Origin of the sequence: Brevundimonas sp., from assembly GCF_016463295.1 — a bacterium.
Classification (GTDB): domain Bacteria; phylum Pseudomonadota; class Alphaproteobacteria; order Caulobacterales; family Caulobacteraceae; genus Brevundimonas.
The window spans coordinates 1-13739 of record NZ_JAEMRO010000017.1; the positions used below are offsets into that span (position 1 = coordinate 1).

Below are 13739 nucleotides of genomic sequence, written 5' to 3' on the forward strand. Positions count from 1 at the left end.
GGGGCCAAACCCCATCCACCGGCCTTTGTGGCTCACCCCCTCCACCACTTCGTGGTCCCCCTCCCCCGATGGGGGAGGAATGCGATGAGCCAACCCTTCGACGCCGCTCAGGACATGAAGGACGCGCCGCGCACAGGCGGACGTCAGCGGCCAAAAGATGCGGCAACGTTGATCCTGACGCGAGGCGCAGCCGGATCGACCGAGGTGCTGATGGGGCGTCGCGCGCCGGGGCATGTCTTCATGGCCTCGAAATGGGTGTTTCCCGGCGGTCGGATCGAGCGGGCGGATTACACCGCAGCGTCGGCCACCGATCTGCCGCCTCAGGACGCCGCCCGGCTAGCGCGCGAAGGCAACGCGCGCCGCGCCCGCGCCTTGGCCCTGACGGCGGTGCGCGAGACGTTCGAGGAAACCGGCCTGATGCTGGCCGAGCCTGCGCCGGTCGCCTCAGTGGCCGGGCCATGGCGAGAGTTTCGCGCGGCCGGGGCCCTGCCCGATCTGTCGGCCCTGTCCTATGTCGCGCGCGCGATCACGCCGCCAGGGCGGACGCGGCGGTTCGATGCCCGCTTCTTCATGGCGGATGCCGAGGCCTTGCTGCATCCAGAGCCAACAGCCGGCTCTGGCGAACTGGACGAGATTGCCTGGATGCCGTTGTCAAAAGCGCGAGCCCTGGACCTGCCCGCCATCACGCGCTTCGTTCTGGGCGAGGTGGCAGAGCGGCTGGCGCAGCCCAAACGTCCTCTGCCGTTTGTGCGCATGGTTCGCGGCGCGCACCACGTCGAACATCAGGAATGAGCCCATGGCCGACACGCCGATCACTCTGCGTCTGACCATCGTCGATCCGGTCGCGGGTCTGCACTACAGTCTGCAGGACAAGAAGAATGCGCCCGTGAACCCGGTGATTGCAGGCGACGGTCCGCTGTCATTCGACGTGCCGGTCCGGCTGTCGGATGACGCGCGGATGCTGGGGCCGTTCGTGCGGACGGAGGGGCCGACGCGTCGCTTCGTCTACATCGCTGTGGGCGGTCAGGCCGGTGGCGAGGGACTGGTTGTCAGCCGCAGGGCCAAGATCGATGTACATGACATTCCGACCGACCTGCTGGCCCTCGCGCGGCAGGGAAAGGTGCTGGAGGCGGTGCTGCCGGGGCGCGGCAAGGACGGTAAGCCGGCGTGCGCGACCGTGCGACCGCTGCAACCTTGGCGTCAGCTCTGAACAGGCCTGTGCAGATAGACGCCGCCCAAGCCTCGGCGTAAGCCTTTGGCCATGACGCCGATGAACATCGTGGGGTACGGGGTCTATGCCCCGCGCGAGCGACGCCCGTCCGAGGCGCTGGATGTCGTGTTTGGGCAACCCGGCGGCTGGACACAGGAGCAGTTCGGGATCGCGACCCGAGGCGTGGCCGCGTCGGACGAAACCACCTCCATGATGGGCACAGAGGCCGCCCGGCGCGCTCTGGCCGACGCGGGTTGGGGCGAGGGTGAGTTCGACGTGCTGATCGGGGCCTGCGCGGTCATGGAGCAGCCCATCCCCGGCACCTCCATCCTGATCCAGCAGGCGCTGGGTCTGGGCAAGTCCGGCATCTGGGCCTTCGACGTCAACCAGACCTGCCTGTCGTTCGTGACGGCGCTGGACATCGCGGCCATGGGCTTCGAGACCGGCCGGTTCCGCCGCGCCGTCATCGTGGCCAGCGACATCGCCTCGGCAGGGCTGGACTGGGACACCCCTGCGTCCGCTGCCATCTTCGGAGACGGCGCGGCGGCGATCTGCGTCGAGGCGACGGACGATCCGACAGGCCCGGGGCTGCTGTCGCGGGGGTTCGAGACCTATGGCGAGGGCAAGGACCTGGCCACGCTGAAGTCCGGCGGCACCCGCATCCGCATCGACCACGGGCTGGAGGCGCTGACCGAGGGGGCGAAGTTTCACATGGACGCCTTCGGCATCTTCAAGGCCGCCGCGCGGTCCCTGCCCCGCCTGATCGACCGTGTGTTGTGCGAGGCGGGACTGACGCGAGAGACGGTCGGTCTGGTCATCTGCCACCAGGCCAGCGCGCCGGGTATCGAGCATGTGCGGCGGTTGATGGGCGGCGATCCCGCGCGGGTCATCGACATCTTCGCCACCCACGGCAACCAGATCGCGGCCTCCCTGCCGACGGCCCTGGTCGAGGCCAAGGTGCGTGGCCTGATCGAGCCTGGCGGTACCGTCCTGATGCTGGGCACGGCGGCCGGGATCAGTGCGGCGGCCATGGTCTTGCGCACATGAGGCGAGCGCTCGTTACCGGCGCGACGGGCGGCCTGGGTATCGCCCTGGTGCGGATCTTGCTGGATGCGGGCTATGCGGTCCGGGCTACGGGACGGCAACCCGCCGCCCTCGAACGGCTGGCGGCCATGGGTTCCGAGACGGTGGCGGCCGATCTGCTCGACACCGATCTGGCCCGCCTGTGCGCCGACCGCGACGTCGTCCTTCACGTCGCGGGATTGTCCAGCCCGTGGGGGCCGGATGAAGCGTTCGACCGCGCCAATGTCGAGGCGACACGGCGGCTATTGGCAGCGGCGCAGGCCTCGGGCGTCGGCAGTTTCGTCTTCGTCTCCTCGCCTTCCGTCTATGCCCGCTGGCGCGACCAGACCGGCTTGACAGAGGCCACGCCCTGGCCCGATCGACCGCTGAATGCCTATGCCCGCACCAAGGGAGAGGCCGAGAAGACTGTTCTGGCCGCCGACTGCCCCGGTTTCCGCACCGTCGCCATACGCCCGCGTGCCCTGATCGGGCCGGACGACACGGTGCTGTTGCCACGCATCCTGCGGCTGGTGCGCAAGGGGCGATTCCCGCTGTTCCGGAGGGGCGAGGCCCTGGTCGAGCTGACCGACGTGCGCGACGGAGCCCGGGCCCTGATGCTGGCGGACCGGCACAGGGAGAGGGCGGGTGGCGAGGCTATCAACATCTCCGGCGGACGACCGTTGCCGATCGCGACGCTGGTGAAGCGGCTGGGCGACAGGCTGGGCGTGCCGGTGAAGATCGTGCCCCTGCCGCTCTGGCTGGGACAGGCCCTGTCTGTCGTCTCCGACGCCGTCTGCCGCATCCTGCCCGGTCGCCCAGAGCCGATCCTGACGCCCTATACCCTGTCGACCCTGGCCTGGTCCCAGGCGTTCGACCTGACCAAGGCGCGCAACTTGTTGGGCTATGAGCCGGAGTATGATGCGGTGGAAACGGCCCTGAAGATCGCGCCGGACATGGCGTCCCGGTGAAGGCCTGCCGCGTCCACATCCTGAGGGCCGGATCATGCCGTCATCCGGAGGCCATGACCCGCGAAGGGGCCTCGTGGCGCAGCATAGAGTTTCCGGCCCTGGTCGCCCTGATCCTGCATCCTGACGCCGGGCCGATCCTGTTCGATACCGGCTATGACCCCGCCTTCTTTGCAGCCACGGAAGCGTTTCCAGAGCGGCTTTATCGCTGGACGACCCCGGTCGATTTCCGTCCGGAGGAAGCGGTTGCCGAGCAACTGCCCCGGTTTGGCGTGAGGCCTGATGACGTCACCGCCATCGTTATTTCCCACTTCCACGGCGACCACGTCGCGGGCCTGCATCGCTTTCCCAACGCCACCATCCACTGCGCCCGTGCCGGGGCGGCGCAGTTGGTTCAGGGCAACCGGCTGTCCCGCGTCCGCAAGGGTGTGCTCAGCGCCTTGGCCCCAGCCGATCTGGTGGACCGCGCCGTCTGGTTCGAGGATCGGCCGCGAGTCGCCCTGTCCGCCGATCTGGCCCCGTTCGAGACGGGGGCGGACCTGCTGGGCGACGGTGCGCTGATGGCCGTGCCCCTGCCCGGTCACTGTCCCGGTCATTGGGGCCTGCTGGTTCGGCAGGACGACGGCCGGACGCGGTTCCTGATCGGCGATGCGGCCTGGTCCAGCGGCGCCGTGCGGGATGACGCCCCGCCGCCCAGGCTGACCACCAGCCTATTGGGCGACACCCATGCCTGTCGCCGGACCCTGCACGACCTGCACCGACTATGGCACCGCAATCCCGACATCGCCGTCACCCCCTCACATTGCGGCGAGGTCGCGCACGAGAGCGGCGGCCATGGACCGGCCTGACCGCAAGGCCATCGCCGCCGCCTGGCTGGACGCACGTTGGTCGGCGCTGACCCTGCGCCAACGCCGCGACGTGGAGGCCCGCCAGGCGCGGCTGTGGCGGCGTATGCAGCCCGTCGTCGCCGCAACGCCGGCCATTGCCCATCTGGCGGGTCAGCCGCTGGACCGATTTCCGATCATGCAGCCGCGGGAACTGCGGGCCGGGTTCGTAGACTGGAACACGCTCGGTCTGACGCGGGATCGGGCCGAAGCGGCGGCCCGTGACGCCGAGGCAGGCAGCGAAGGCCTGGTCGCACCGGGTGTGGCGGCCGGCTTTTCCACCGGCTCATCGGGGACACCGGGCCTGTTCCTGAACAGTCGGGCGGAACGCGCCGCCTATCTGGGTCACCTGTTGGCCCGGCTGCTCACTGTGGGAGATCTGTTCAGCCCACTGCGCATCGCCCTGTGCCTGCGCGCCGACAACCGGCTGTATCAGGATGTGGGACGGACCGGACGTATCCGCTTTCTGTTCGTGAGTCTGGGCGAAGATCCGGCCGCCCGGTTCCAGCGGCTGCAAGCCTTTCGACCCGACATCCTGATCGGCCCGCCCCATGTGCTGGCCGAGCTGGCCCGGCGGACGCAGTCCCATGATCAGGCCTGGTCGCTGCGACGCCTGTTCTATGGAGCGGAGCCCATGGGCAAGGCCGAGCGCGGCTGGATCGGGTCGGTGCTCGGGGCAAGACCGGATCCGCTCTATCAGGCCACCGAGGGCTTCATCGCCGCGCCCTGCCGCCATGGCACACTTCACCTGAACGAGGATGTGCTGAACATTGAGCGCGAGCCGGTGCCGGGTACGGACCGGTTCGTGCCTGTCGTCACAGACCTGCGCCGGACCAGCCAGCCGATGATCCGGGTGCGGCTGGGCGACCTGCTCCAACCGCTGGAGGGTCGCTGCGTTTGCGGGTCGCCGCTGACGGCCACCCATCCGGTCGAGGGACGGCTGGAGGATTTGTGGCGCTGGCCCGGCGGGGTCATTCCGCCCCGTGTCGTGGAAACGACAATCAGCAAAGCAGTCGGGCCGGACATCGACTGGCGGGCCACAGCAAGTCGTGAAGGTGTCGTGGTCGAGGCCGAGGGTTTGCTTGCAGATGCGGCTGCCGAGGCCGTCACTCAGCTACTGGCCGCGCACAACATCGACCTGCCCGTGACCTCCCTGCCCCAAGTCCCTGTTCATGGCATCAAGCGCCGCCGCATTCGGTGGTCCGATGGCTGACCGGGTTCTGGTCACCGGGGCCCGCGCCCCCGCCGCCCTCGACATCGCTCGCAGCCTGAAGGCGGCAGGGTTCGAGGTGCACATGGCCGACTGCGTTCCGGCCCGGATCGCGCGGAGGTCGAATGCGCCGATAGCGGTCTATCGTCATAGCTCGCCCGTATACCGACCGGCCGAATTCGCCCGGGACATCCGCAGGCTCATCGACCGGATCGATCCGATCGCCGTCGTCCCGACCTGCGAGGAAGTCTTCCACCTCGCGGCCCTCGCCGAGGCCGAGGGATGGTTCGACAAACTGATCGCCCCGCCCTTCGAGACCCTGGCCACCCTGCATCACAAGGGCCGTTTCGCTGTGCTGTGCGATGAACTGGGGCTGCCCGTGCCGACGACGACCGTCGTCACCGACAGCGCCGGCCTGATGCACGAAGCCTTGGATGCAGATGTGGTCGTCAAACCCGCCTGGTCCCGGTTCGGTAGCCAAGCCCTGATAAAGCCCGACGCGGCGGCGCTGGAGAGCCTGCGACCCTCGCCGGAAACCCCCTGGCTTGTGCAGTCCCGGGTGAAGGGCGAGGAGGTCAGCTTCTATGCCATCGCTCATGACGGCGTCCTGACAGCCTTCTCGGCCTATCGCTCCGGCTGGCGCACGCGCGGAGGTGCGGCCTACGTCTTCACGCCGCTGGCGGAGTCAGTATTCGACCGCCTGCGCACCATGGCCGACGCCCTCGCTAGGGTTGTCCGCAGGGGCCAGTTCGCCTGCGACGCCATCATCGATGTGAGGGGTCAGCCATTGCTGATCGAGTGCAATCCGCGGGCGACCAGCGGGGTGCATCTGTTCGGGCGCAGCGCCGCGTTCGGTCGGGCGCTGCTTGGCCGAGATATCGCTCGGCCTGGCCCCGGCAACTGGCGCAACAGCATCATGCTCGACACCTTCGGGCTGGCCGACGCCCTGCGGACGCAGCAGCTGATGGCATGGCGCGACGAGCATCGCCTTTCACACGATATCCTCTCGGCACCGCGCGATCCGCTGCCCCCGCTCGGTGCCCTGATGGATGCCGCCGGGTTCGGCCTGAGGGCTCTCACATCAGGCCAGGATCTGGCCTCGGCCATGACCGCCGATATCGAGTGGAACGGACAGCCGCTGACGCCTGCGCTATGGGAGGGACCATGACCCCGCTTCCCGCAAGCCTGAAATCCAGCTGGCAGATGGCGGCCCTCTCGCGCGAGGTGGGAGCCAAGCCTCTGTCCCGGACCGTGGCCGGGGTGCCGCTGGTGCTGTTTCGTACCGAAGCCGGGGTCAGCGTCCTGATCGACCGCTGCCCGCATCGCAACTATCCGTTGTCGGAGGGGCGGCTGGTCGAGGGCACGTTGCAATGCCCCTACCATGGCTGGAGGTTCACGGGCGACGGAGCCTGCGTCGAGGTGCCAGGATGCGCTCTGGCCGATGGCCAGTCGCAGCGCTTGGCGGCCACGCCGGTGGTGGTCATGGAGCGACACGGCGCGGTGCTGGTCCGGCTAGATGGCGCCGCCAGCGCGCCCCTGCCCGACCTGACCGACTGGAGCGCGCCCGGGCACGATCACTTCTGGTGGTCGCAGGGGGTGTGGCGCGGGCGGGCGCTGGATGCGCTAGAGAATGTGCTGGACCCCTTCCACACCAACTTCATCCACGACGGCATAATCCGGCGCAGTACCCGGCGGGTTCCGGTGCGGCTCAGCGTCGCCTCGGGCGAGGACTGGATCGAATCCGTGATCGAGCAACCCCAGCCGGATCTGGGCTGGATGTCCCGCCTGCTGGAGCCGCCGCGCGATCGCAGCCGCACCCGGCTCAATGGCCCGACCACGGTCCAGGCACGCTGGGAGGGGCCAAAGGGACTAACCCTGTGCGTCACCGTCTTCTTCACCCCGGTGACCGAGACCAGCCTGATGCCCTTCGCCTGTTTCACGACGCCCAAGGGGCGCGGCCCCGGCTGGCTGAAGGAGCGGGCCATCCGCCTGTTCCTCGATCCCGTCGTCCGCCAGGATCGACATGCCCTGTCCCGGCAACTGGACAATATTGAGCGGTTCGGCAGCCCGCGTTTCCTGCAAGGCCCCGGCGACCTGTTGGGCGCGCGCGTCGCACGATTGTTCAACGGCGAGCGGATCGAGCCCGGTCATGAGGGGCCGTTCGACCACCAGCTCTGACATGTCACCGGCCTGTCATTAAGCAGTTGATTGCACACAGCCTCTCGACAGGCTCGTTTTCGCTTGGCAACGTGAACGGGCATGGGGCGTGTTGCGGGCATACAGCCAGCTGTCAAAGCTGACCCGGGCCCCGCCACCACCGGCCAGGGGTTCGACGCCGCGAATCAGGCCGTGGCCGGCGACCGCTCGCTGCAGTTCAGCATGGAGCCGCGCGAGATACCGCCCCCGCCTGAACCGCCCCCCAGCTGGCTGCGCGGCCTGTTCGAGTTTCTGGATGCTCTGGGACCGCTGTTCCAGATCATTTTCTGGATCCTGATCGGCTTGGTCGTGGCCGGGATCGGCTGGCTCATCATCCGCGAGCTGATGCGTATCCGCGCACCCGAGAAGCGTGGCAAGACTGCCAAGCCCGCGCCGGAGCCCTGGCGACCCGAGGCGGCGGTCGCCCTGGCTCTGCTGTCCGACGCCGACGCCCTGGCGGCCAAGGGTCAGTATGCAGAGGCGGTCCATCTGCTGCTGTTGCGCAGCATCAACGACATCGAGGGGCGCCTGCCCAATGCGGTGCGCCCGGCCCTGACGTCGCGCGACATCGCCCGGCTGGAGCGGTTGCCGGACGCCGCGCGTCCGACTTTCTTGCGCATCGCTCGAGCGGTTGAGACCAGCCTGTTCGGCGGCGGTTCGGTCGATCGCGCGACCTGGGACGATTGCCGCGCCGCCTATGAGGCCTTCGCCTTTCCGGAGACCTGGGCCCGATGACCGACGCTGTCGCCAATCCAGCCCAGGCCGGTGCCGTGAACGAGGCGGGCGCCAGCCACAGCCCGTTCCGGCCCGTCGTCATCATCGCCCTGATCCTGGCGGCGGTCTTCGCCCTGTCGGCCATGGCGGCACTGGACGCCTTCTCGCCCGAACTGAGCAGCGGCAACGACGGGCGCGAGCATGCGTTGTCGAAATCGGCCGTAGGCTATGCCGGGGTGGTCAAGCTGATGCGCGAGACGGGACGTCCCGTGCTGCTGAGCCGTGGGGCACTGGGGGCCGTCAACGATGAGAACCTGCTGGTCCTGACCCCCGGCGTCGGCCAGGAAACCGATGCGCTGGATGAGCTGCGCTGGTCCTCGCAGGCGACGCTGCTGGTCCTGCCGAAATGGCAAACGGTCGGGCAACCGTTCAGGAAGGGCTGGGTCGAGCGGATGGGTCAGCTGACGGCTGGCGAGGCGCTGTCGGTACTGCCCGACGACCTGCGGCCCGATCTGGCGATGTCGTCGCGCTCGTCCGACCAGCCGGTGGTGTTGCTGGGTCCTGACGACGAGCCGATCGGACCGCCTGTGGCGATCCAGGGTCTGCGCACCCTGTCCGGGCCCGGCTGGTCGCCGCTGGTGACCGTGAGGGGCGACGGCGCGGTCGTGCTGATGCATGACGACACCGGGGTCATGGTCGTGTCCGATCCCGACCTGCTCAATACCCTGGGCATGGACAGGCCGGCCAAGGCGCAGACGGCGCTGGGCCTGATCGACGCCGTCGCCATTCCCGACCAGGCGGTCGTCTTCGACCTGACCCTGCATGGGTTCGGGCGACCACGCAGCATTCTGCGACTGTTGCTGGAACCGCCGCTACTGGGCTTCACCCTGTGTTTGCTGATCGCGGCGGGGCTGGTGTTCTGGCAGGCGGCCAACCGGTTCGCGCCGCATCGCAAGGGCGACCGCGCCGTGGCCCTCGGCAAGAAGGCGCTGGCTGACAATACCGCCGCCCTGGTCCGGCTGGCCCGGCGCGAGCGCAGCATGGCCCGGCCCTATGCCGACCTTGTGCGCCAGCAGGCGGCCAAGGCTGTTTCCGCCCCATCCAACCTGTCGCGCGACGGCCTGACCCAGTTGCTGGATCGACTGGCCACGCGCCAGGGCGTGCAGACGGATTTCGAGACCCTGTCCACAGAAGCGGATCAGGCTCGCAACGCCGGGGACCTGATGGTCGTCGTGCGCAAACTGTTGAACTGGAAATCGGAGATGACCCGTGGACGTGGCTGAAGTCGGGGCGATCGCCGCCCGTATCCGCAGCGAGGTCGCCAAGGCCGTGATCGGCCAGACCGACACCGTCGACCTTATGCTGACCGCCCTGTTCAGCGGGGGGCATATCCTGCTGGAAGGTCCCCCCGGCACGGCCAAGACCCTGCTGGCCCAGAGCTTTGCGCGCACCCTGTCGCTGCAGTTCGGGCGCATCCAGTTCACGCCGGATCTGATGCCGGGCGATATCCTGGGGTCCAATCTGTTCAACTTCCAGACCTCAACCTTCAGCCTGACACGCGGGCCGGTCTTCTGCGACCTGCTGCTGGCCGACGAGATCAACCGCACCCCACCCAAGACCCAGGCCGCCCTGCTGGAAGCCATGCAGGAGCGATCGGTCACCATCGACGGCGAGACCCATGCGCTGAGCGATCGCTTCACCGTCATCGCCACCCAGAACCCGATCGAGCAGCAGGGCGTCTACCCCCTGCCCGAGGCACAGCTGGACCGGTTTCTGTTCAAACAGACGCTGGACTATCTGTCGCGCGAGGACGAGCTGAAGGTGGTCAAGGCCCACGGCTCCCAGGCCGGCATGCCCGATCCGGAAGGTCTGGGCGTCACCCCCATCGCCGATCAGGCCACCGTCGCCGCGGCCGTACAGACCGTGTCGCGCGTGCGGCTCAGTGACGAGATCGCGGCCTATGTCGTCGATCTGATCAGGTCGACGCGCGAGAATGCCGACCTGCAGACCGGGGCCTCGCCGCGGGCGGGGTCCATGCTGGCTGTCGCGGCGCGGGCGCGAGCGGTGCTGGACGGACGCGACTATGTCATCCCCGATGACGTCAAGGGCCTGGCGCTGCCCGCCCTGCGGCACAAGGTGGTGCTGTCGGCGGCCGCCGAGATCGAGGGTCGCCGCGTCGATCAGGTGATCGCCAGCCTGATCGATCAGGTGCCCGCTCCGCGATGATCTATCCGACCCGGCTCAGCATCCTGGCGGCCCTGGCGGGAGCGCCCGTCGCGCTGCTGCTCGGCCTGGTGCAGCCGGGCCTGTGGTTGGCCGCGCCCGCCTGGTTGATGGGTCTGGGGGTGCTGATGCTGATCGACGCCCTGTTGGCGGCGGCCCCGCGCAGTGTCGGCATCACCTTCGAGCCGCCGGGCTATCTGGCCGTCGCCGCGCCTGCGACCGCCCTGCTGCAAGCCGATTTCAGCCGCGGCGGCACGCGGCGACGTCTCGAGATCGCGCTCGATGCCGAGGCGCGCACGGGTCTGGACAGCGCCATCGGACGGACCGACCCGGCGCGGCGCGATGCCGTCCTGTTCGACATGACGCCCTTGCGGCGGGGGCTGGCCGTCTTCACCCAGGCGACCCTGCGCTGGCAGGGGCCGCTGGGCCTGATCTGGCGACAGACGCGGCGTCCGCTGAACGAGGCCGTGCCCATCGGGGCCGATGTCCGCCGTATCGAGGACGAGGCCGTGCGCTTCGTCTCGCGCGACGCCCTGCATGGGGCCAAGGCCCAGATCGACATCGGCGAAGGGGCCGAGTTCCACGCCCTGCGCGACTTTCACTCCGGGATGGACCGCCGCACCATCGACTGGAAACAGTCGGCCCGCCATCACCACCTGCTGGCCAAGGAGTTCCGGGTCGAGCGCAACCACCAGATCATCATGGCTCTGGACTGCGGTCGCGTGATGAGCGAGCCGGTCGGCGGGGCCCCGCGCATCGACCGGGCCATCCACGGAGCCCTGATCCTGGCCTATGCCTGCCTGCGCGAAGGCGACCGGGCAGGGCTGTTCGCCTTCGCCGAGCGACCGAAGCTGACCACCGGCGCGGTCGCCAGCGTCGCCTCCTTTCCCCTGCTGGTGCGCCAGGCCGCGACCATCGACTACGGCACCACCGAGACCAACTATGCCCTGGGTCTGACCACCCTGTCGGCCAGTCTGAAGCGCCGGTCGATGGTCGTGGTCTTTACCGAATTCGCCGACATCACCGCCGCCGAACTGATGATCGAGACGGTGTCGCGCCTGATCAAACGGCATCTGGTCCTGTTCGTCGTCATGCGTGACGAAGAGCTGGAGACCCTGGTCTCGACCGTCCCCGAAACGCCGGAGGACGTGGCCCGCGCCGTCGTCGCCGCCAGCCTGTTGCGCGAGCGCGATCTGGTGCTGGCCCGGCTGCGTCGCCTGGGGGCCCACATCGTGGAGGCCGAGGCCCAGCACGTCGGCCCGGCCATCCTGAACGCCTATCTGGACCTCAAACGGCGGGATCTGCTGTGAGCGAGCTTCAACTCAAGAGCCAGCGGTTCCGCACCGAGCGCGAGCGCGACTGGCGTCAGCTGGAGGCCCTGGTCACCAAGGCCGAGAAACGCTCGGCCAGCGCCCTGAGCAATGCCGAGATCCTGGCCATGCCGGTGCTGTATCGCTCGACCCTGTCGGCCCTGTCCGTCGCGCGCGAGACCTCGCTGGATCAGGGATTGATCGGCTATCTCGAGAACCTGTCGGCACGCGCCTATTTCTTCGTCTATGGCGCACGGTCCACACCGCTGGAACAGCTGACGGCCTTCTTCTCGCGCGACTGGCCGAAAGGGGTTCAGTCTATATGGCGAGAGACGCTGGTGGCGCTGTTCGTGACGGCGCTGGGGGCGGTGGTCGCCTATGTGCTGGTCGGGGCCGACAGCGACTGGTTCTTCACCTTCGTCGATCCCGGCCTGGCCCAGGGCCGCGATCCGACGGCGACGCAGGCCGCATTGCGCGCCACGCTTTATGACGGCGCGGATGCAGACGGTCTGTCGTTCTTCGCCACCTATCTGTTCACCCACAATGCCGAGGTCGCCCTGCTGGCCTTTGCGCTCGGCTTTGCCTTCGGGGTGCCGACCATCGTGGTCCTGCTCAGCAATGGAGCCATGCTGGGGGCCATGGTCCATGTCTTCGTGTCCAAGGGGCTGGGCTATGAGTTCGGGGGATGGCTGCTGATCCACGGGGTGACCGAACTGTTCGCCATCGTCCTGGCGGGGGCCGCAGGCCTTCGCATCGGCTGGGCTGTCGCCTTCCCCGGTGGCCAGAGCCGGCTGGAAGCCATGTCCGGTGCCGGCAAGGCGGCGGGCGCGGTCATGATGGGAGTGGTCATCATGTTGATGCTGGCAGGCGTGCTGGAAGGGTTCGGGCGCCAACTGATCACCAGCGACACCGTCCGTTATGCCATCGCGGGCGGCAGCGCCCTTCTCTGGGGTCTGTACTTCTACGCGCCCCGCCCTGACCGCGTGCTGGCCAGGATCGGCCGATGACGGTGGCCGCCCCCACGCCCGCCGAGCGCAAGCGGATGCGCGTTCTGGTCACGCCCGAAGGGGTGCCGCTGAACCTGGAACTGGCCACGGTCGGGCAGCGCTTCGGGGCGCTGGCGCTGGACCTGCTGATCATCGTCGGCACCGTCGTCGCCGTGACCATCGCCTTGGCCATAGTGTTCGCACAGACGCGGGGCGGTTCGGCCGAGATCATCGGCATCGTCTGGCTGCTGGGCATGTTCCTGCTGCGCAACGCCTATTTCCTGGGCTTCGAAATGTCGGCCCGGGCGGCCACGCCAGGCAAGCGTGTCATGGGTCTGCGGGTCGCGGCGCGAAACGGCGGACGGCTGACGTTCGAGGCGATCTTCACCCGTAATGCCCTGCGGGAACTCGAGCTCTTCCTGCCGCTCAGCCTGATGATCGCCGGTCCGATCATGGCGCTGCAGAGCGACATGGGCGGCTGGATCTACCTGCTGGCCACAATCTGGTGCCTGATCTTCGTGCTGCTGCCCTTCTTCAACGCCGACAAGCTGCGGGCCGGAGACATGGTGGCCGGCACCTGGGTGCTGCGCAGCCCCCGCCAGAAGCTGATGCGCGACATGGCTGATGCCGGGGCCCGGCATCAGGCGGACCACAGCTTCACGCCCGCCCAGCTGGATGCCTATGGCGTCAAGGAGCTGCACGTTCTGGAAGAGGTGCTGCGCACCGGCGACCGCACCACCGTTCGGGCCGTCGCCGACCGGATCGCGCGAAAGATCGTCTATGACCGACGCGACGCCACCGACATCGAATTCCTGCGGGCCTACTACCACGCCGTTCGCGGCCGGATGGAGCAGGGACTGCTGATGGGTCGCCGTCGCAAGGACAAATTCGACCGTTCTGTCTGATTAGCCGGCTTGGTCAGAATTTGCCCGGCGAGGCGTCTCCATCGGACTTTCTGCACGATTATTGCTTTTTTGGA

Annotated in this window: 14 protein-coding genes; all 14 read left to right on the plus strand. The window is 68.4% G+C overall.

Going from position 1 to position 13739, the window contains the following annotated elements; translation table 11 throughout:
* The first annotated feature begins 84 nt into the window (after positions 1 to 84).
* The 14 genes from JHC81_RS05920 (at position 85) to JHC81_RS05985 (ending at position 13665) form a co-directional block, all read left to right on the plus strand.
* Complete coding sequence (locus tag JHC81_RS05920; RefSeq protein ID WP_292171966.1) at positions 85 to 792, plus strand: NUDIX domain-containing protein; 708 nt, start codon at positions 85 to 87, stop codon at positions 790 to 792.
* Positions 793 to 796: 4 nt separating this feature from the next.
* Positions 797 to 1210: a DUF5990 family protein gene (locus JHC81_RS05925; protein WP_292171970.1), complete on the plus strand. Its 414-nt coding sequence runs from the start codon at positions 797 to 799 to the stop codon at positions 1208 to 1210.
* Positions 1211 to 1261: 51 nt separating this feature from the next.
* On the plus strand, positions 1262 to 2257 hold the full coding sequence (locus tag JHC81_RS05930; protein ID WP_292171973.1) for a 3-oxoacyl-[acyl-carrier-protein] synthase III C-terminal domain-containing protein: 996 nt from the start codon (positions 1262 to 1264) through the stop codon (positions 2255 to 2257).
* Positions 2254 to 3240 (plus strand): NAD-dependent epimerase/dehydratase family protein, encoded by a 987-nt coding sequence (locus JHC81_RS05935; RefSeq protein WP_292171978.1) that lies wholly within the window; start codon positions 2254 to 2256, stop codon positions 3238 to 3240. The genes JHC81_RS05930 and JHC81_RS05935 overlap by 4 nt, the downstream gene beginning before the upstream one ends.
* Before the next feature lie 53 nt (positions 3241 to 3293).
* Complete coding sequence (locus JHC81_RS05940) at positions 3294 to 4085, plus strand: MBL fold metallo-hydrolase (RefSeq protein ID WP_292171980.1); 792 nt, start codon at positions 3294 to 3296, stop codon at positions 4083 to 4085.
* A complete protein-coding gene (locus JHC81_RS05945) occupies positions 4072 to 5334 on the plus strand; it encodes a cell division protein FtsA (RefSeq protein WP_292171981.1) in 1263 nt (420 codons plus the stop codon). The genes JHC81_RS05940 and JHC81_RS05945 overlap by 14 nt, the downstream gene beginning before the upstream one ends.
* A complete protein-coding gene (locus JHC81_RS05950; protein WP_292171983.1) occupies positions 5327 to 6499 on the plus strand; it encodes an ATP-dependent carboxylate-amine ligase in 1173 nt (390 codons plus the stop codon). Before JHC81_RS05945 ends, JHC81_RS05950 begins: the two co-directional genes overlap by 8 nt.
* Complete coding sequence (locus JHC81_RS05955) at positions 6496 to 7509, plus strand: Rieske 2Fe-2S domain-containing protein (RefSeq protein WP_292171986.1); 1014 nt, start codon at positions 6496 to 6498, stop codon at positions 7507 to 7509. The genes JHC81_RS05950 and JHC81_RS05955 overlap by 4 nt, the downstream gene beginning before the upstream one ends.
* Positions 7510 to 7680: 171 nt before the next feature.
* Positions 7681 to 8262 carry a DUF4129 domain-containing protein gene (locus JHC81_RS05960; protein ID WP_292171989.1) on the plus strand — a complete coding sequence of 194 codons (582 nt, stop codon included), beginning with the start codon at positions 7681 to 7683 and terminating at the stop codon, positions 8260 to 8262.
* On the plus strand, positions 8259 to 9524 hold the full coding sequence (locus tag JHC81_RS05965; RefSeq protein WP_292171990.1) for a DUF4350 domain-containing protein: 1266 nt from the start codon (positions 8259 to 8261) through the stop codon (positions 9522 to 9524). Before JHC81_RS05960 ends, JHC81_RS05965 begins: the two co-directional genes overlap by 4 nt.
* Positions 9511 to 10467, plus strand: a complete 957-nt coding sequence (locus JHC81_RS05970; protein ID WP_292171993.1) for a MoxR family ATPase — start codon at positions 9511 to 9513, stop codon at positions 10465 to 10467. The genes JHC81_RS05965 and JHC81_RS05970 overlap by 14 nt, the downstream gene beginning before the upstream one ends.
* Complete coding sequence (locus tag JHC81_RS05975; protein WP_292171996.1) at positions 10464 to 11774, plus strand: DUF58 domain-containing protein; 1311 nt, start codon at positions 10464 to 10466, stop codon at positions 11772 to 11774. The genes JHC81_RS05970 and JHC81_RS05975 overlap by 4 nt, the downstream gene beginning before the upstream one ends.
* Positions 11771 to 12781, plus strand: coding sequence for a stage II sporulation protein M (locus JHC81_RS05980; RefSeq protein ID WP_292171999.1), 1011 nt, complete (start codon positions 11771 to 11773; stop codon positions 12779 to 12781). Before JHC81_RS05975 ends, JHC81_RS05980 begins: the two co-directional genes overlap by 4 nt.
* Positions 12778 to 13665, plus strand: a complete 888-nt coding sequence (locus tag JHC81_RS05985) for an RDD family protein (protein WP_292172001.1) — start codon at positions 12778 to 12780, stop codon at positions 13663 to 13665. The genes JHC81_RS05980 and JHC81_RS05985 overlap by 4 nt, the downstream gene beginning before the upstream one ends.
* The last annotated feature ends 74 nt before the right edge of the window (positions 13666 to 13739 follow it).